At 58.4% G+C, this 18,914-nt stretch carries 18 protein-coding genes; 6 read left to right on the top strand and 12 right to left on the bottom strand.

The features are described from left to right. Window positions 1-52: 52 nt before the first annotated feature. The gene (locus GTQ55_RS07545; protein ID WP_161858177.1) at window positions 53-1,078 is read right to left on the bottom strand and encodes a hypothetical protein; all 1,026 of its coding nucleotides are present in this window, start codon (window positions 1,076-1,078) and stop codon (window positions 53-55) included. A 510-nt stretch (window positions 1,079-1,588) separates the two neighbouring features. Here GTQ55_RS07545 and GTQ55_RS07540 point away from each other — a divergent pair. Continuing rightward, on the top strand, window positions 1,589-1,948 hold the full coding sequence (locus tag GTQ55_RS07540; protein ID WP_161858176.1) for an HPF/RaiA family ribosome-associated protein: 360 nt from the start codon (window positions 1,589-1,591) through the stop codon (window positions 1,946-1,948). Window positions 1,949-2,218: 270 nt separating this feature from the next. Here the strand turns inward: GTQ55_RS07540 and gorA are convergent, their stop codons facing one another. Beyond that, entirely contained in the window at window positions 2,219-3,580 is a 1,362-nt protein-coding gene (gene gorA / locus GTQ55_RS07535; RefSeq protein WP_161858175.1) for a glutathione-disulfide reductase, read from the bottom strand. 334 nt (window positions 3,581-3,914) lie between these two features. Between gorA and GTQ55_RS07530 the strand changes: the two genes are divergently transcribed. Continuing rightward, complete coding sequence (locus GTQ55_RS07530; protein ID WP_221296187.1) at window positions 3,915-4,409, top strand: hypothetical protein; 495 nt, start codon at window positions 3,915-3,917, stop codon at window positions 4,407-4,409. 35 nt (window positions 4,410-4,444) lie between these two features. Here GTQ55_RS07530 and GTQ55_RS07525 read toward each other — a convergent pair whose 3' ends face one another. From GTQ55_RS07525 to GTQ55_RS07510, 4 genes are all read right to left on the bottom strand, one after another. Continuing rightward, on the bottom strand, window positions 4,445-5,629 hold the full coding sequence (locus tag GTQ55_RS07525; RefSeq protein ID WP_237567881.1) for a TIGR01620 family protein: 1,185 nt from the start codon (window positions 5,627-5,629) through the stop codon (window positions 4,445-4,447). Next, complete coding sequence (locus tag GTQ55_RS07520; protein ID WP_161858174.1) at window positions 5,629-7,080, bottom strand: YcjX family protein; 1,452 nt, start codon at window positions 7,078-7,080, stop codon at window positions 5,629-5,631. The genes GTQ55_RS07525 and GTQ55_RS07520 overlap by 1 nt, the downstream gene beginning before the upstream one ends. A 294-nt stretch (window positions 7,081-7,374) precedes the next feature. Then, on the bottom strand, window positions 7,375-8,163 hold the full coding sequence (locus GTQ55_RS07515; RefSeq protein ID WP_161858173.1) for a GIN domain-containing protein: 789 nt from the start codon (window positions 8,161-8,163) through the stop codon (window positions 7,375-7,377). A 115-nt stretch (window positions 8,164-8,278) separates the two neighbouring features. Continuing rightward, window positions 8,279-8,698, bottom strand: a complete 420-nt coding sequence (locus GTQ55_RS07510) for an HIT family protein (RefSeq protein ID WP_161858172.1) — start codon at window positions 8,696-8,698, stop codon at window positions 8,279-8,281. 458 nt (window positions 8,699-9,156) lie between these two features. Between GTQ55_RS07510 and GTQ55_RS07505 the strand changes: the two genes are divergently transcribed. The 3 genes from GTQ55_RS07505 to tcdA all read left to right on the top strand — a co-directional run bounded on the left by GTQ55_RS07505 (window position 9,157) and on the right by tcdA (window position 11,230). Then, window positions 9,157-9,591: a globin family protein gene (locus tag GTQ55_RS07505; protein ID WP_237567880.1), complete on the top strand. Its 435-nt coding sequence runs from the start codon at window positions 9,157-9,159 to the stop codon at window positions 9,589-9,591. Between the two features lie 242 nt (window positions 9,592-9,833). Next, window positions 9,834-10,298, top strand: a complete 465-nt coding sequence (locus GTQ55_RS07500) for an FKBP-type peptidyl-prolyl cis-trans isomerase (RefSeq protein ID WP_161858171.1) — start codon at window positions 9,834-9,836, stop codon at window positions 10,296-10,298. A gap of 122 nt (window positions 10,299-10,420) precedes the next feature. After that, a complete protein-coding gene (gene tcdA, locus GTQ55_RS07495; protein ID WP_161858170.1) occupies window positions 10,421-11,230 on the top strand; it encodes a tRNA cyclic N6-threonylcarbamoyladenosine(37) synthase TcdA in 810 nt (269 codons plus the stop codon). A gap of 4 nt (window positions 11,231-11,234) precedes the next feature. On the opposite strand, the gene GTQ55_RS07490 is transcribed toward tcdA, so the two are convergent. Both GTQ55_RS07490 and GTQ55_RS07485 read right to left on the bottom strand, forming a co-directional pair. Then, window positions 11,235-12,911, bottom strand: a complete 1,677-nt coding sequence (locus GTQ55_RS07490; protein WP_161858169.1) for an aminotransferase class V-fold PLP-dependent enzyme — start codon at window positions 12,909-12,911, stop codon at window positions 11,235-11,237. Then, window positions 12,908-13,690, bottom strand: a complete 783-nt coding sequence (locus tag GTQ55_RS07485; protein ID WP_161858168.1) for a TatD family hydrolase — start codon at window positions 13,688-13,690, stop codon at window positions 12,908-12,910. Before GTQ55_RS07485 ends, GTQ55_RS07490 begins: the two co-directional genes overlap by 4 nt. A gap of 274 nt (window positions 13,691-13,964) precedes the next feature. Here GTQ55_RS07485 and GTQ55_RS07480 point away from each other — a divergent pair, with 274 nt between their 5' ends. Further along, the gene (locus GTQ55_RS07480; RefSeq protein WP_161858167.1) at window positions 13,965-14,564 is read left to right on the top strand and encodes a LysE family translocator; all 600 of its coding nucleotides are present in this window, start codon (window positions 13,965-13,967) and stop codon (window positions 14,562-14,564) included. 5 nt (window positions 14,565-14,569) lie between these two features. On the opposite strand, the gene GTQ55_RS07475 is transcribed toward GTQ55_RS07480, so the two are convergent. Genes GTQ55_RS07475 through GTQ55_RS07460 form a run of 4 tightly spaced genes read right to left on the bottom strand, consistent with a single transcriptional unit; the run spans window position 14,570 to window position 18,788 of the window. Further along, window positions 14,570-15,430: an SDR family NAD(P)-dependent oxidoreductase gene (locus tag GTQ55_RS07475; RefSeq protein ID WP_161858166.1), complete on the bottom strand. Its 861-nt coding sequence runs from the start codon at window positions 15,428-15,430 to the stop codon at window positions 14,570-14,572. Next, a complete protein-coding gene (locus tag GTQ55_RS07470) occupies window positions 15,427-16,422 on the bottom strand; it encodes an SDR family oxidoreductase (protein ID WP_161858165.1) in 996 nt (331 codons plus the stop codon). The genes GTQ55_RS07475 and GTQ55_RS07470 overlap by 4 nt, the downstream gene beginning before the upstream one ends. Before the next feature lie 49 nt (window positions 16,423-16,471). After that, window positions 16,472-17,428 carry a bile acid:sodium symporter family protein gene (locus GTQ55_RS07465; RefSeq protein WP_237567879.1) on the bottom strand — a complete coding sequence of 319 codons (957 nt, stop codon included), beginning with the start codon at window positions 17,426-17,428 and terminating at the stop codon, window positions 16,472-16,474. 13 nt (window positions 17,429-17,441) lie between these two features. Then, window positions 17,442-18,788: a flavin-containing monooxygenase gene (locus tag GTQ55_RS07460; protein WP_161858164.1), complete on the bottom strand. Its 1,347-nt coding sequence runs from the start codon at window positions 18,786-18,788 to the stop codon at window positions 17,442-17,444. Between the last annotated feature and the right edge of the window lie 126 nt (window positions 18,789-18,914).

The following is an 18,914-nucleotide window of genomic DNA, read 5'->3' as shown; positions in this document are numbered from 1 at the left end:
CGGACCGGCATAAAAAAAGCCCGCATAGCGGGCCTTTTTATTTTCTGACCAGTCAGTCCAGCTTGGACAATACGTATTCCGGATACATGACCAGTCGCGGACGCGCCAGACGCCGGGCATCGAAAATAAACACGTAGCGCTCACCGTCATCGTCCGACGGAATTGTGCGACGGAAGCGCCACGAGTTGATTTTGTAGGTCTGCCGACCCGCACTCACCGGCGCGATCAGTCGATACTGGTTCTGGCCGAGGAATTCGAATTCGACGGAATCCCCATCGGAGGGGCGAAGAGTCAGGTTGCGGAACGTTTGTTTGCCCTCTTCCCCTTCCTCGAGCTCCCCGAGAAGCTCACTCAGGCGCTCTCGCTCACCGCGAACATATTCCATCAACTCCGGATCAATCTCACGCTCTGCAGCAGCCTCGGCGTCCGATTCAGCGGCTTCGGGTTCGGCTATGCTGGGCGCAACAGGCTCCAGCGACGCCAGGCTAGGTGCCGGCACCGATGGCGCGCTTACCGGTGGTGGAGCGGCCGCTGCGGGTTCCTGCGCCGCTTTTTGGCTCTCCACCTTCACCAGCATGGACTTGACCAGCTTGTCCACCAGTGCCTGCTGCTCAGCGAGACGGGACTCGCCAGCCTTGACCGAGCCCTGGGAGGCCTTCAGGCGGCTTTCCAGCTCTCCGAACGTGGACTGGATGATTTCCACCCGACGGTTACGGCTGTCAACACCGCGCTCAGCCATTGCGTAGGCGTGTTTCGCTTTGTGCAGCGCCCTTTCGGTGTCACTCGTGGCACCCAGGTTATGCTCCCGCTCTGCGGACTTGAGCGCTTTAAGGCTCTCCGCGTAGTTCGCACGAGCTTTCAACAGTGACTCCTGCGCACGCTGGAGTTTGTATTCGTATGCGAGCATTTCGTTCTCGACATCTTCCAGTTCTACCAGCCGGTTTTCCTGGGATTGTTCCATACGCGCAAGTTTGTTCTGCTCAACGGTGAGAGAAGATGCCGCCTGCACCAGTCCACACCAGCCAAACACCCCCAACACGCCCGCAAAAAACAGAGCGCAGCCACGGTTTACCGCCATAGTCAAAAGTCCGTTGTTTGATTTTTTTACTTCAGAAGTCGCGAGGAGCAAAAGCGCCATTCGCAGAGTCGCGGTGTATCCCCCAGGACAACCGAGATTACCTGCACCCCCACGAGGGTGGCCAATGTACCCCAGACTTATATATGCAGCAATGACCATGCCAACAAGATTCATGCACTATCGGTGACTCGCGCCTCAAAATGGAACATCGACTGCACGAAAAAAGTTCCCCCGCCACTAACAAATTTTTATGACATTTTATTGATCCAAGTGCTTGATTTTTTTTTTGAGAATCGCATTATGACCTACAGGGAGATACTCCTGACCCAGTTGGAAAACCGGCCCGGGCGCAAAACACCACCATTGCCAATGCGGCAAATATTGAACATGCGACCTCTGGTGATCCGATTTTCTGGCTGAGCAGACTCTCCCTACAGGGCGCCCTACCTTCTTTCAGCAAACCGCACTTTGCGGCCTGCATGGACCCTTTATAACCGGAGGTATGTGCCCATGAAATCTGCGCCTTACGATAACATTGTGTTCCGCGATATCGACAAATCTGCCGCTCTGGCTGACACCGTATCCAGGAAACTACACAAGCTCGAACGTTATTGTGGCGACATCATACGTAGCCGTGTGGTCCTCGAAGCCCCCCATCAACACAAGCATAAAGGGAAGCAATACAAGGCTTCCGTAGAACTTGCCCTCAGCGGAAATCCGGTCACCATTACCAACGAAAGCGATTCTATCCATCGCGCAGTTACCGGAGCATTCAATTCAGTGGAGCGCTGCCTGAAAGAGCGCGGAGACCGTCGCAAGTCGCGTCGGCACCAGCTACCAGAGCTGGAGCCTGTTGAAGAAGCTGAATAAACCGCTTTCACACACCTTGATAGAGGGGGACCGTAAAATTTATACAGATACAGTTATCAGAGGTGCCTGTACGCACTAGCACAGGTGCCCAGCTTGCCGGCAGCCATCGCTGCCAGGCCTTGCCAACTGGCCCACACCGCTGGGCGAGGAGATGGTTAAGATGCAAAAAAGGCTGTGCCGTTATTCGGCACAGCCTTTTTTTGAGCGTTCGCGAATGTCTGGCGGGGGAGGACCGTTACGGCGCAGCTGGCGAAGGCCCAGCGAGGCCGGTCAATCAGCCACCGGCGTACGCATGGTGACAAACTCTTCGGCCGCCGTAGGGTGAATACCTATAGTCTGATCGAATACGGATTTTGTCGCACCCGCCTTCATTGCCACCGCAATCCCCTGGATGATTTCACCAGCATCAGGCCCCACCATATGGGCACCCATTACCTTGTCATTACTTCCGTCGACAATCAGCTTCATCAGCGTGCGCTCGTCTCGACCACTCACGGAGTGACGCATGGCCCGAAAATCCGACTTGTAGACCACAACGGGTATACCGGCCTGACGGGCTTCCTCCTCCGTCAGGCCGACGGTACCAATATTTGGCTGGCTGAACACCGCGGTTGGAATGTTGTTGTAATCGATCTCTGCGGTTTTCCCGGTCTGCCAGTGTTTCACCAGCGCCATGGCTTCGGCCAACGCAACCGGGGTGAGCTCAGGCCCCCCGGTAACATCTCCCAGCGCGTAGATTGAGGTCACACTGCTACGAAAGTTGTCGTCCACGCCAATTGTGCCATCCTTATGCAAAACCACGCCCAATTTTTCCAGCCCCAACCCATGGGTGTTGGGTTTGCGGCCAGTGGCATAAAGCACCGCGTCCACGTCCAGTACACTGCCATCCACACCGTGCACTTTCAGAGTGCCATCTGCCTGCTTTTCGATCGATTGCACTTCATGACTGAAATGCAGTTTGACCTGCTTCTTACCCACTTCATCCCGGACAAACCGGCGCACATCGTTGTCGAAACCGCGCAAGAACAGCTCGCGACGATAGGACAGGTGCGTTTCCGCACCCAGACCGGCGAAAATACCGGCGAATTCAACCGCAATATATCCGCCGCCAACCACCAGTATCCGACGGGGGAACACTTCGAGTGAAAACACCTCATTGGAAGTAATCGCGTGTTCACTACCTGGAATATCCGGCACAAACGGCCACCCGCCCGTGGCCACCAATACCCGCTCAGCGCTGTAGGTGGTATCGCCGACACTCACTTGCTGGCGACCACTCAGCTTCGCTCTGCCATCGATAACCTGAACCCCGGCGCTGCCCAGCAGGTTTCGATAGATTCCGTTGAGCCGGGTGATCTCCATTGCATTGTTGTCCCGCAGGGTCGGCCACTCGAACCTGGCGTCGACCTGCCCTTTCCAGCCATAAGCTTCGGCATCCTCAAATGCTTCTCGGTAGCTGCTGGCATATACGAACAGCTTTTTTGGTACACACCCCACATTGACGCAGGTACCACCCATGTAACGATCCTCCGCAACCGCTACGCGCATACCCGCCGCGGCGGCCATACGTGCAGCACGCACACCGCCGGACCCGGCACCGATTACAAAGAGATCAAAATCAAATTCTGACAAAACGTGCTCCTTTCAATGGCGCAAATCACGATCTATCACGGGCTCCAGCCGATGTCGCAGCGCTCAAAATTTCTTCACCTGACCGATGGCCTGCCGTCAGGAAACCGCGCCTAATACACCTAAATTGCGGCTAAAAATGCGCAGTAGTTCTGCAATTAGTACAATACTGACAAATCATACTTAAAAGCCGTTGACATAAGATTGGCGTTTCGTTATTCATGTGATGTTTGTCACAATAACAAGCCTTATAGCGAAAACAACAGCAGGGCATTCAAGAATGAAAGCGCCAAAATTATCAAAAGCACCCTCTTTACCGAAAGCTTCCCGCAAGGGCATGCAACGGTCGTTCACAACCGCCGTGATGGCAAGCCTGATCGCCGCATTGTGCGCGACCACGGCGACCGCCAAAGCGCACCCCTCCTATCTTACCGAAAGCTATTGCAACACTCTGGTGGAGCAATTCGTGGATTACGGTATGCGAAGCCTGGGTAAATACGTCAACGAAAACTTCAAACCCCAATACAAGGGTGGCATCCGCAATACCATCAACTTCCTCAACCAGCGCTCGGAGTGGCTGGGTGAGTGCGATGCCTACCTGGCAGATACGGCCCAAACCCGCATTTTCTACGATGAGCAAAACACCAAGGCCATCTTCGATGCCATGAAGGATCTGGCCAAGGAACTCCAGCTGGTGCGCGATGGGGTCGAATACCCGGACGAAACCGGTGCAAACAATCCCCGCCCGTTTATCAAAAGCCGCTATGAAACCCTGGCCACGCTGGTTGATCAACATCACACCCGCATGTTGATGAAGAAGCAGTTCCAGTAAGTCGAAGGCTGTGATTCGCTGGCAACCGGGCCCCGCTAATCGGGGCCCGGGGTGCTCTTTTTGCCCACTTTTACGGATTCGCCCGTTGCGGCTTTTCCACTAACCGCACTCGACCACTGGCCTTGTTCGCGCCCCAGGAGGCGTTCTTTAAGGCTACTGGCAATGCGTCTGGTCAGCGCACCCAAGCGTGGACGCTGCTTTTCAGAAAACGGTATAGGTCGGCAGCTATGTACCGCTGCGAGGCCGATTCTCGCCATAAACAGGCTTGCTCCCATCCCCTGCCCCAGCCTTGCTGATACCGTGCTCAACATACTGTCTCCCACCAGCTCAGGCCACAGCTCGCTAACCGCATACTCACTGGCCCCACTGTAGGCCACCAGGGCGAGTATTTTCTTGAACAGGCGCCAACGCACGACCATGGAGGGGCGTACACCATAGATCTGCGCCACGTCGTCGATCATGCGCATGGACTGGCGCAACGCAACCAGCACATCCAGCGTAGTAAAGGGACTGAGCCCCACCAGCGCCCCGGTTGTTGTCGCATGGCGAACGATACGCCGCAGCGCCTCCTGATCCAGCGCTTCGAAAAAATTCAGCTCCAGATGGCGCAGGAGCTCGCTGTTGTCGTAATAATCCGGCGTTTCCTCCTGTACCCGCGCCAGCAGCGCCCCCTGCGGTTTCCCCGCAAACAGCTCCCGTAGCTGCTGATTCAGCGGATCTACCGCATCCGTGGCGCGACTGTCTCGAACTTCTGCCGCCAGTTCCTGAGTCTTCTGCAATTTTCGCAAGGGCTTGCCGGCGCGAAAGTATTCCCACACGGCGCTGGCCATGGTTGCGACCAACGCACTGATAATCACCCCCGCCAGCAGGCCCAGGCTCCAGTGCATGTCAGCCGCCCAATAGAAAAACTGGCGCAACTCCCAGAATACCGCCCCGAACGCCAGTGCCAGAGCGGCCAGCAGGGCCGGCTTCCACATCCGCAGGCGAAACACCGGCAACCGCAATTCAGAAAAAGAGATTTTGTCGGGAAGAGATTCGCCCGTGGTAATAGAGCGTGGAAGCTCACCAGGCTCATCAACCAGCGACTCTACCCGGGTACTCGCCCGCTCATGCACGGCCGGTTCTTCGTACTCGAGGTTTTCAATGCGGGTGTGCCGGCGAGGACGGGGTTCGTCCCCCGGCGAAGAGGACGTTTCAAATTGTTCATCAGAGGCAGCCATTACACCTTGTCTCCCAACAGAAGATTCAACAGCGCATCGATCCGGATGTGCGGCAGGTAGCCCTCGCGGCCAATCCCTACCGGCGGACGCAATTGTGGAGGCAGCCCCCCGTTATAGTGTTGCCACTCACCGTTCTGGGGCAGGTGCGCCATGATTTCGGCATTTTCAAACCCGAGGTAGCGGCCATCCATACCGTGCCCCACGAGCATGCGCCGCCCGTCGCGTACACTTTCATTGGAACAGCGCACTGCGGCGATGGCTTCGCAATACAGCGGCAACCCGCGGTGACGCGCCCCGGAAAAGACCTGCTGTAGCTGCTGGCCCAGCAGCTGGCGCAGCGCATCGTGGTCCGCTGCCAGCACTTGATCGACCTTGGTGGCGGCGAAAAGTAGTCTGTCGATACGTGGGCGCCACAGCTTGCGCAAAAGCCCGTTACTGCCGTAACGAAAGGTATCCGCGATGTGCCCAAAGGCCTTGCGCATATCTTCCAGGGACTCCTCGCCGGCAAACAGTGTGCCGATCAGATCGACCAGCACGAGCTGCCGGTCCAGGTGACGGAAGTGGCTCTCCACAAAAGGCGCGACATTTTCGTCGACGTAGCTCTGATAGCGCGCCTCAAGAATCTTGTAAACCGACCCTTCCGGAAGCGCATTCAACGCCTGCTCCGACAAGTGCCCAAGCGCCGGTAGCGGGAAAAAGCCGTACTCCTGGTTATCGAGCAGCGCCCTTCCCGGCTGCAGATAACTGAGCTTGCGCTCACTGCGGCAGTCCCGCAGGAACTGACGGTAGTTCTGCCAGAGGCTGTCGAGCTGTGCCGCATCGACGATCGACTCAGGGGATAGTGCATGCAGTTTCGCCAGCAGCTCGGGCGCCAGTTCTGCGCGCGGCGATCCGCTGAGCATGTCCCGCTGATGGCGACACCAGGTGGCAAAATCCATATGCAGCAGCGGCAGATCCATCAACCACTCGCCCGGATAATCCCGCAATTCCAGTATCAGCTTCTGCTGATAATCCCGACCCAGGCGACGCCCCTGCAGGTGCACGTGCAACTCGAGAGCGGAGAGGTCACGGGTGGACTGCGGCCAACGTGGAGGGTTGGCGGTAAGGGCATCCAGACAATCTTGATATTCAAACAGGGGGAGGCCGGTATCCAGCGCCGGGTGCAACTCGGCGCCCAGTAAACGACCGCTCAATGCGGGGGCAAAGCCCGGTAGCTGAGCCCTGTCCGGATGACTGAGCTGGTAGATAAGGCTGGTGATCAGTGTTGATTTGCCAGCGCCACTGAGGCCGGTGATACCGATACAGATACGTTTGTCCAACAGACGCTCGGCCGCCCAGTGGGATTTCTCCCGCGCCTCTTTACGCAACTGCTTCCACTGCTGCCTGAGCGCACGCAGCCGGGTTTTTGCACCCTTGCCGGGCGTGTGGCCTTCTTCGTCAGAAGCGCTCATGAACTCTCCCTGTATCCACCGAAACTCTGTAATTCACTGCCCGGGCATCGAATTTTTGGCCCTCTCCCGGTTTGCGGCCGGCAGGTGGGGACTCGCCCCCACCTGCCGGGAAAAATGAGGGCCGCAGTGACCGTTTCAACCCGACAAGTCTACATGCTCCCGGCATGATTGGCGTCGAGGCCCCCGCAGTTTTTTAAACAAGGCCTGACCGGGCACAAAAAAACGCGAGCCCGCCTGCCGTATCGGCAAGCGGGCTCGCGCTCTGTGGATGGCTTCAGGCGCCAGCGGCAAGCCTTACTCTACCAGTGCCACATCTCCCGAACCCATTACCGAAAAAGACTCATTGATTGGCCGCTTCAGCACAATATCACCCGACCCCATCACCGCACCGCCGGCGTTGGTTGCACTCAGGCCGCGCCCCATAAAATCACCAGAGCCCATTATGGTTACATTCAGGTTGGCCACCTTTCCGCCGATCGCCATATCCCCGGAACCTTTGATCTGGCCCGAAAAATCCTCGCCGATGAAATTGTCCATACGGATGTCACCAGAGCCGGTAATTCCGGCGGAACCATGTACTGCCAGCACGGTTCCCAGAATCAGGTCACCAGAGCCTGTCACACCGGTGCTCAACGACTCCGCAGCCACCTTCTCTACCCGAATCAGGCCAGAACCTGTGACACGCAGGTCGAGCTTCTCACTTTCCAGTGTATCCGCCGTGGCATCACCAGAGCCGGTGACGCGGATCCCACTGATGGTGGGCAGGGTCACACGAAACTCCACGTCCGGCTCACTGCTGACGGTCACCACCCCGAACAGGCTTTTGCTTTCCGGCTCGACGGAAAGCTCCAGCGTATCGCGCTTGACCTCGGCCTTGGCGAAAACCAGATCGTTTTCCTCACCATGGGCAGAAACCGAGAATGAATCACCCTGAACCACTTTTAGATTGGAACCACCTTTCAGGGCAATCGCAGTAAAGCCATCCAGAGGGTATGACCTGCTGCTCTGCTGGGCATGTGCAGCGCCGGCCGCGAAGGACAGCGCCAACATCAGAGATACGAAAAAAGACAAATTGCGAAGCATGATCCGATCACCTGTTCTTGTTCAATGCCACTAGGACGCCACCACCATTTGCTCTGGATGCACCGGTGTAGACAAATTTTTCCAGGGGCTGTATCCGCGCGGCGAGCGGGTTCAGTTACTCGGCACTTTCCCGGTAGCCGAGGTCGACCAGCGCCTGGCGCAACCTGGCTGCCTCGGCGGCAAGAGCCTCGGGCTCCGCCTGCTTCTGCAGGGCGAAGTCCAGGTCGGCAATTTCGTTGATTGGCACCAGGTGATAATGGGTGTGGGGCACCTCGATTCCGGCCACCATCACGCCTACACGCTTTGGCGAATACACTTTCTTCTGGGCCTTGGCCACCTTGCTCGCCACCGCCATCAGGTGGGCGGACACATCCGCCGGCACATCATCCCAGTGATTGATCTCCTCGACGGGAATCACCAGGCAGTGGCCCGGTTTGATCGGAGCGATGGTCATGATCGCCACGGCGACCTCGTCGCGCCAGATAAAATGTCCTGGCAGGTCGCCATTCATGATCTGGGTAAAAATACTCGCCATTGTGGTTAGCCTCTATATTAAGCCGCCAATTTCATCCCGCTGGTCACTGCTGGAATGCTGTTTGCATTGAATATTTCGCCCGGGGCGAAGCCGGTAAGTCTAACAGCGGCACTTCTCCCCAGGCTACTTTGGTAGTTTGAGGCTCCACCTCACTTCCAAAGGAGCCAACCGGGCCGAAAAAATGCATTAAAAAATGGCACCGGAAGTATACTGCGCCCGAATCTTGCACCTATTTAAACCGTCATGCACAACCCGTGGAAGAGTGTGACAATATCGTGCCCGTTCATTGGCAGTTGTATTTCCATCCCGTAATCTTGCCGCCCATATCGCGACAGGCAGTCCCAAGCCCTCACCCGGTTCCTGTGGAAACAGTAACTTCATAGGGTGAACACTTAGAATTGAGGCAATCCGGGCGCCACCGCGACAGACTGATTACACTCTCACAGGGGGATCCAACAATGTCGAAAGTAGTGCCCGTACTCGCGTCTTTACCCGGACACCCAAACACAACCACCGAGCCCGCGGCAGTCGCGGAACATGGCTTGCTTGCCCAGATGGGGGGGCGCCAGTTTGTCAATGACATCGTCAGCGATTTTTATCGAGCCATCGGCAAATACCTTACCGACGACGACAGCGCAGACCACGACAAGCAGCAGAGTCGTCAGGCACAGTTCCTCAGCCATGCCCTTTCCGGGCAACCGGAGCCGGTGTACACAGCCCGCGCAAATTTCCTGGCGCGAGGGTTGAACCCCATGCTATTCGAAGCACTGCTCGAGTACTTTGAGGCACGCCTGCTGGAGATGGGCTTCTCGGCGGCCACATGTGACCGACTGGTTCGCACTGCCAGCAAGCTCTATGACAACTGCCAGGAACCGCTATCCATCGCTTGTTGAGCGGTTCACTACGCAAGTCCGGCCGGCGACGGCCGGCACTGCTCTCCCCCCTCGTCCGCCCCCGGCAACTACCAATCCCCCCTTTTTTGACCGCGGTGCATGCCGGGTACATCTGCCCCTCGGTTGCGACGGCCGGGGCCGGCCCATACAATGCCCCCTCACACAGCCTTTAATCCCCGTTTGCTTTTCCTTCCGTAAGCGGTAAGCGCTACAACTCACTCTCAAGATACAAGAGATTGCCAATGAAAATTGCTAACCACAGTGTGGTGGAGATCAACTACACCCTGAAAGATGCCGAAGGCACCGTGATCGACTCCTCCGAAGGTGGCCAGCCGCTGAAGTACCTCCAGGGTGTAGGCAACATCATCCCTGGCCTGGAAAAGGAAATGCTGGACAAGAGCGCTGGTGACAAGTTCACCGTCGTGATTGCACCGGAAGAAGGCTACGGCCCGCAGAATCCGGAACTGATCCAGACCCTGCCGAGCAGTGCGTTTGGCGGTGTCGAGAAACTGGAAGTTGGCATGGCGTTCCGCGCCCAGAGCACCGACGGCCAACCGATTGAAGTTGAAATCATCGACATCGATGGCGACCAGGTCACTATCAACGGTAACCATCCGCTGGCGGGTGTCGAGCTGCACTTCGAGATTGAAGTGATCGCCGTGCGCGAAGCAACGCCCGAAGAAGTCGACCACGGTCACGTCCACTGAGTGATTTCCGTGCGCAGGGCCCACCCGGGCCCTGAATTCTCCCCCCGCGACCCCCACCCCGACATAAACTGATACCGATACCTGGTATCGATCATCCCGTGAAGTAATCCCGGAATACGCCCATGCCCCTAAGCGACTCCTACCTTCAACGATTTGGCGGTATCGCCAGGCTCTATGGTGAATCCGCCCTACAGGTTCTGCACAATGCGCACACCGTAGTCATCGGCATCGGAGGCGTAGGCAGCTGGACCGCCGAGGCACTCGCACGCAGCGGTATTGGAAAAATCACCCTGATCGACCTGGACGACATCTGCATCACTAACACCAATCGCCAGATTCACGCGCTTATCGATACGGTGGGCCATATCAAGGTGTCGGTGATGGCGGAACGCCTGCGCGCAATCAATCCGGAAATTGCTGTCCGCACCCATGAAGACTTTATCGCCAGCGATAACTTCGGCGAGTTCCTGGACCCCGAAAGCGAGACCATCGACATTGTTGTCGATGCCTTCGATAACGCGCGAGTCAAAGCATCCCTGATCGCTTACTGCAAGGCGCGCAAAATTCGCCTTGTCACCGTGGGCTCCGCCGGCGGCAAAAAGAACCCGGCCGACATTTCCTGTGCCGACCTGGGCCGCACAGTCAATGACCCGATGCTGGCCAAGGTACGCCAGCACCTGTATCGCTTCCACAACTTCCAGAAATCCAGCAAGCGCCAGTTTGGGGTGGATGCCATCTACTCCAGCGAGCCGATGGTCTATCCACAGCCGGATGGGCAGGTGTGCCAACAGAAAAGCGCTATGCAAAACGGGGTGAAACTGGACTGCAGCGGCGGCTTCGGCGCCGCCACCATGGTCACGGGGACCTTCGGGCTTGTGGCCGCAGCGAAGGCCGTGGAACGCATCCTCAAGCAGTCAAAGACTGCCCGCTGAAGCCTCAGCTTTCCAACAACTCGAATGCCCGATCCAGCAGTGCGCGGAAGCCATTACTGCGGGAGTCGCTTAGCTGCTGCGCCAGCCCCAGCTCATCGAAGATACTCAATACCCGGTCGCGCGAAATAGCGTCGCTCGCCTGGCCATCGATCAGGCTGAGTAGCAGCGCACCCAGCCCCTTCACTATCCTGCTGTCGCTGTCGATCGCGAAGCGATGCACCCCCGTATCCTCACAGCGATGCACCAACCACGCACTCGACTCGCAGCCGCGCACAAGATTTTCCTGAGAGCGGATGATCTCCTTGCGGGAAATCGCCTTGGCCCAACCCATCAGCGTGCGATAACGATCCTGCCAGTTGTGCCGTCGGCGCAATTCGTCCAGATCTAGCGCGGAAAGGTCATCCGGGCTCCAGTGCTCAGCCACAGGCGTGCTGCGGGCCGACGGCTGTGGTGCAGCTTCCACCCCATCCGTATCGAGCTGCAGGAGAAATTCCTCCACGCCAGCGATAAACCGGTCCATATCTTCGCGGGTATTGTAGGCCGCGATCGACGCACGTACGGTGGCGGTGTGCCCCGCCGCCCGCAGCAGTGGCTGGGCGCAGTGATGCCCCACCCGAACCGCAATATCGCGGCCATCCAGCCACTGAGCCAGGTCAACGGCAGCGCAGCGCGGATGGACAAAGGTTGCTATGCCAAGGTTGTCCTCCCCATGACTCAACATCACGAGCTCGGGAACCTGCGCCAACCGCTCATGCAGATACTGCTGGAGAATCTGTTCGTGGCGCGCCATTTCCGCCCGATTCTGGCGCGCCAGAAAGTCGATACAGGCCCCGAGTCCGGCAATGGATGCCAGCGAGGAAGTGCCCGCCTCAAACCGGTGGGGCAGGCCAGCAAACTCACTGGACAACAGGTCAACGTTGGCAATCATCTCTCCGCCGCCCTGCCACGGCGGCATACCCTGTAGAAGCGACTCCCGCCCAAACACCAGGCCGATACCTGTCGGGCCATAAAATTTGTGCGCAGAACACACAAAAAAATCACAACCGATCGAGGCCACATCAACCACATCGTGTGCCGCCAGTTGCGCGCCATCCAGCACCCACACCAGGTCGTGCCCCGACAATGCCTTGCGCAGAGCGTGGAGATCGGTGCGAATTCCCAGCGCATTGGAGCCAGCGGTGACGGAAACAACTCTGGTACGCGGCGTCAGCACTTCGCTGATCCGGTCAAACCGCGGCACACCGGCTTCATCGGGGACAAAACACAACTTCAGCCCGTAGCGCTCTGCCATCATCTGCCAGGGCACCAGATTGGCGTGGTGTTCGGCGGTGGAAAGCAGTATTTCATCCCCTGGGCAGAGGCCAGCGCACAGGCTGTTGGCGAGCAAGTTCAGCCCCTCCGTCGCTCCGCGGGTAAAGATAATTTCGCGGGGAGAATGCGCACCAAGAAAAGCAGCCGCATCACGCCGTACTTTTTCCACCATCTCGGTCGCGCGTCTCGCCAGCCGGTGGCTGGAGCGATGGGTATTGGCATTGGAATGCAGATAGAAGTCGCTGATGGCATCGATGACACAGGCGGGCTTTTGTGTTGTTGCCGCATTGTCGAGGTAAACCAGGCTACGGTTTTCGCTCTGGGCAAACAGCGGAAACTGTTGTTTGAATTTTTCGGCTGAGAAAGTCATAGATCGAACAGCGCCTGGGCATTTTTTCCGGTTTGAGAGATGACAGATTCCACAGAAACACCGCGCAACGCCGCCAGCGTTTCTGCCACCGCCGGCAAATACTCAGGGCTGTTCCGCTCGCCCTGCCGCCCAGCATGCGGCATATCCGGTGCATCGGATTCCAGTAGCAGGTGCTCCAGCGGAACACTGGCAAGGGCTTTACGGGTCTTGACCGCCCGCTTATAGGTGACCGTGCCACCCACCCCGAGGTAAAACCCGAGTTTGATGTACTCCTCGGCAATTTCCCGACTGCCGGCGAACGCGTGAATCACACCCGCTTTTTTAATACGCGCATTTTTCAGTGCACGAATTACTTCGCTGTGCGCGCGTACACAATGAACGATGACCGGTAGTGACAACTCGCCCGCTGCTTCCAGTTGCGCCTCGAATACCGGCAGCTGCTGCGCCAGAGATAGATCAATATTGGCATCGAGGCCGCACTCCCCTACCGCCACACAACGCCCGCCATTGCGCTCATGCCGCGCCCTTTCAACAACCGCGCGGCGCACCTGGTCTGGCGCTACGGCCAACTCCGAAACCCACCAGGGGTGGACCCCCGCTGCGCCATACCAACCAGGCTGCGAATTCACCAGCGCGAACAGGTGCCGCCACTGGGGAATACTCACCCCCGGAATCACCAGTGCCTGCATGCCGTGGCTCTGGCAGCGGGCCCAGACCTGCGGCCGATCCGCGCTAAACGCATCGAAATCAAAATGACAGTGGCTGTCGATCAGGGGCATAGGCACGCTCGGGGGTCACGTTGAAAACGGAACGCCTCGCGACGAACGGGGCGGTATCCAACCACATCACGTATACCATCCCCGACTTCCGTAGAGCGTGAATTGTAGGTCGGACGAACCAGAATTGCGACGCCAGTCAACCCCCGGTATTGCCGGACGGCTTCGTTGCTATACGCACTTCCAGCGGGGATAATCTGCGCCTATCCGCGCGTTACCAACCGCGGCTTTTCCCCGCTGTACGGCGCCCACCCGCCACCACTCTTCGAGGACCATTTTGGAAATTCTGCTCTCTATCGCACTGTTCGTGTTTTCCACCAGCATTACGCCGGGGCCGAATAACCTGATGATCATGGCTTCGGGGTTGAACCACGGCGTGGGTCGCTCACTGCCCCACTTGCTGGGAATCTGCGTCGGGTTTCCCGCCATGATTCTGGCGATCGGATTCGGTATGGGAGCGCTCTTCCGGCAGTTTCCGTTCCTGCACGAGGTGGTCCGCTGGGCAGGGATCACGTATCTGCTCTATCTCGCCTGGAAGATTGCCAGAACACGCCAGGTGGGCGCTGCTGGGCGGGCACATCCGTTTTCCTTTTTACAGGCGGTGGCCTTTCAGTGGGTCAATCCAAAAGGTTGGATTATGGCGGTGGGGGCACTGGCCGCGTTTACCACGCCGGATGGAGAAACCTGGATGGAAGCGGGTCGAATCGCCCTGGCATTCATCCTGATCGGCGGGCCGTGTATCACGATCTGGATGATGTTTGGCGTAGGCCTCAAACGGCTGCTGACGCAGCCCGTTCACTTGCGGATATTCAATGTAACCATGGGGCTGCTACTGGCAGCCAGCGTCATCCCGATGCTGACCACCGAATTTGGCTGACTCGCTTAGTCGCGCGCCAGCTTGCGCCCCTCTTCCAGCTCTACCCGGAAGTTTTTGACCATCTGCCGCAGGAACAGGCGCGGGGCGAACTTGTACAAGTAGGCTCCCAGCAGGGTTTTGTCCCGCGGGAACAACCGCTCCTTGCCAGCAACCTGGGCGGCAACAATTCTGTCTGCCATCCACTCCGCACTGCGCACCGGACCGATGGTGCTCTGCGCGTGCTGCGCACGCCCACCGTCTCCGGACAGCGCGTTTGCGTCGATACCGGTCGCAACAAAGCTCGGGTAGACCATCAGCACACGGACGCCCTCTTCCCGAACCTCTTCGCGAAAGGTTTCAAAATACTGATGCAGGGCGCTCTTCGCCGCACAGTAACCGGCACGTCCCAGCACCGGCATCCAGCCCGCCATCGAGCTGATATTCACCACACATCCGGCGGCAGCGCGCAACTGGGGCAGCAACCCCTGTGCCAGCTCAACCGGCGCATGGTAATCCACCGCCATCACCCGGCGAATCACCGTATTGGTAGTCTGGGTAGACAGGCTGCGGTGGGTAATGCCCGCATTGTTGATCAGCAGATCCACCTGCGGATAGAGCGAACGCAACCGCCCGCACAATTCCGCGACCGAATCTTCACAGGACAGGTCGGCCACAAACACATCGGCATCGATATCCTGCTGCTCCAGCTCACGGCCTCGCGCAGCCACAGCCTCTTCGTTCACGTCGACCAGAGCAAATCGCAGTGGCTGGCCACCAGCATGCGCTTTAATCAGCGACTGCACGAGCGCCCAGCCCAGACCGCCTGCAGCACCGGTTACTACAAAGGTTTTTGCGCGATTCAAACCCACAGCGACCGGGGCGCTCATGCTGGCTGCCCTTCGGATATGGCATCATCCGAAAAACTGACCCGTGCGGTATCGGCTTCCACCGCGATGCCCAGTGCCCGGGTGGCAAAGTAGGCAAACGCTTCTGCAGACGTTTTCTTTGGCTGGTAACCAAGCTCTGTCTTAAGGCGCGTATTCAGCAACACAGGGCGGTACTGCAGGAACATGATCTGGGCCGGCCTCACGTTACCCAGTCGCAGGTAATAACTGATCCCCAGAAGAACTTTCAATAACCACACGGGCGGGCGCCGCACGGGCTTGCCCAGCAGCCGCGCGATTTCCGCGGGTGTGAGTGCGCCGTCACCGGCAAGATTGTAGATTCCACTGGCACTGCGGGTTACCCCGTACTCGATCGCACCGATGACATCCTCATCCCAGATAAACACAAACGGTGAATTGTGGCCGCCAGGGTCCAGGATACTGCTGCCGGCAAACAGCTCACTGATCTTGCTGTTGGTGGTCGCGCCGATGATGGAACAGGGACGGAAAATCAACTGCTTGAGCTGCGGGTGCTTCTGCCGGTATTCCGCCAGCATTTCCTCCACCAGCCGCTTGTGGTCGGAATAGGCAAACTCGGGATTGCCACGCAGAGGACTGTTCTCTACAAGCCATGAGGGATTGTCGGCGTGGTAGCCGTAAGCGGCACCACTGCTGGTCAGGGTCAGGTGTTCGACGCCCGCGGTGATACAGGCATCCAGTACATTGCGGGTACCTTCAACATCGATCTGGTATTCCCGCGCGCGGTCGCGCCCTGGAGACACCACGGACGCCAGGTGCACCACATGGGTGATCCGCTCGGCACGCATCAACTCAGCCAGCGCACCGTCGCAGATGTCCATCACAAACAGTGGGAATGTGGTTTCCCGGTGCTGGATATCCACCCCTACTACCGGCATCTGCTTGCTCAGGAGGGCCCCAAGCTGGCCACCTACATAGCCGGCAGCGCCGGTAATCAAAACCCTTGGTTCACTCATTTTTATACAGCTCTTATTGTTCTATACAGCATTTCAGTTCGGGGAATGGCTAGCCCGCGTAGTCGGCGGCATCCCCATGCGCCTGCGCCACGCGACGCTGGCTGAAGTTCCAGTACCCCGCCAGACTGAGACCGGAAACCAGGTGCCATACGCCCCAGAAGCCGGCGATGACCAGCATTTCTCCCGCCTCGGGATAAAAAGTGAAAAGAATCGCCAGTGCCAGGCCGGAATTCTGTATCCCCACCTCCATAGTGACCGCCCGCCGGTCACCCTGCGGCAAGCGCGCCGCACGGCTCGAGAGATCCCCGATAAGGAATGCGAGGGCATTGTGCGCAACCACCAGCACCAGAACCGAGCCGGCGATCTGCAACGCGGTGTGCCAGTGCTTGCTGAAGGAGATCACCACAAACAGCAGGAACACCAGCAATGACGCCGTGCGAAAGTAACGCTCACTGCGCTCGGCAAAGCGCGGGAAGCGCCCCCCCACGATCATGCCCAGGGCCATCGGCAGCGCCAGCACCAGCACCACCATCATCACCATGTTTTCTGCCGGCAGGGCAATCGCCTGCAGGGCTTCACGGGTATTGGGGTTCAGGCTGCCGTACAGCGCGAAATTAAACGGCGTCATGACCACCGCGGCGAGACTGGAGACCGCGGTCATACTGACCGATGTGGCCACATTGGCGCGCCCGATCCAGGTCATCACATTGGAAAAGGTGCCGCCGGGGCAGCAGGACACCAGGATCATGCCCAGCGCAAGGCCCGGGCTGATACCCAACGCCCAGGTGCCGAGGCAGGTGATGGCCGGCAGCAACAGGAACTGCGCCACCAGCCCGGTCACCGGCGCTACGGGGCGACCGAGCACGCGGCGGAAGTCCGCCTTGCGCAGCCCCAGGGATACGCCAAACATCATGAACGCCAGCACGGCATTCAGGACTACCAGCGCGACAGGTGACATCTGGAAATTTTCGACAGACGCCGTGACTACAGGATTCAATTCATTCATGGTCTTGGCGACCTCAGCGGGTCGCCGCGGCCGGATTGGATGAAAAGTGTGCAGTATCCGCAACCTGGTGGTCCCGGAGCAAGTCCTGGGTGTGACCGGCCAGTGCTTTCAGGTAGGTATCCTTGTGCACGTAGTAGGCCATGCGTTCGAGCTTCAGGTAGTTCATGCCACCGTCCGCACGCGTGCCCGCCTCGGCCAGCTTGGTCTGCTTCAGCTTGCGCGCGGACTCCGCCCCCGCCGCCAGCTGCTTGATGTACAGCGCCACCATCTCCGCCTGGCGGTTGCGCCCTTCCCAGCCCAGGCCCGCGGCTTCCACCATTCCCATCAGGAACAGATTGTCGTACTGGGGATGGAAAACGTTCAGGTACAACCGCGGCGCAAAGCCTTCCCAGTTGAGGTGTTCACTGTCGATGAACGGATAATGGAGTTTGTACCCGGTGGCCATCAGGACCATGTCGTACTCGCCTGAGGTGCCATCCGCGAAGGTCACCTTGTGGCCATCCACCTCGGCGACGTCTTTGCGCGCCTTGATGTCGCCATGGCCAATGTGGTGCAGAATCAATGAATTGATTACCGGATGGGACTCGAACATCTTGTAGTCCGGCTTGGGCAGCCCGTACTGCTCCGGTGTGCCGAGCATCAATTTGGAAATGGCGGCGCTGATGCGCTGCTGGATAAACCGCGGTAGCTTGATCCGGCCACCCAGGGCGTCCGTGGCTTTGCCGCCGATGAACTTGGGCAGGAAGTAATAGCCCCGGCGCAGGCTGATATCCACGCTCTTGGCGCGGTGCGCGGCGTCGACCGCAATATCCGCACCGCTGTTGCCGCAGCCCACCAGAAGCACGCGCTTGCCATCGAAAATGGCCGGGTCACGGTAGTCAGAGGAGTGCAGCAGTTCGCCGGCGAAATCACCGGGCAGCGACGGCATGTTCGGGTGATGCAGCGTGCCATTGGCAATCAGCAGGCCACCAAATACCCGGGTTTGCTCCTCGCCATGGCGACGGGTGGTGATTTGCCAGTCATCGCCCTCACGCTCGCAGCGGACCACCTCGGTCTCGAACTCATAGTGGCGGTAGAGGTCGAACTCCCGCGCATAGGCACGGAAATATTCGCGCAGCTCACTATGGTGCGGGAAAAGCGCGACGTCGTCGCCCATCGGGAACTCCGCAAACTCGGTCATTTTCTTCGACGAGATCAGGTGGGCGGATTCGTACATGGTGCTGGTGGAACTGTCGATATCCCACAGCCCGCCGACATCACTATGAATCTCGAAACCCACACAGGGAATACCGTGCTTGGCCAGATTGCGTACACTACACAGCCCCATGGGACCGGCACCGATAACAGCGAAGGGCTTCATTATTTTTCTCCCGATTTTTCTCGCGCTTTTCTCGCGGCTTTGCTCGTAACACCCCGCTCGGAAAGGTTCAGGTGGGGCGCTCAACTCTCACTCATCGCGCTCCGGACATTTGCCAAAACGCATTGG

Origin of the sequence: Microbulbifer hydrolyticus, assembly GCF_009931115.1 — a bacterium.
Classification (GTDB): Bacteria; Pseudomonadota; Gammaproteobacteria; order Pseudomonadales; family Cellvibrionaceae; genus Microbulbifer; species Microbulbifer hydrolyticus.
Note: the sequence above shows the minus strand (reverse complement) of the source record. Positions and strands in the feature narration are given on the sequence as shown.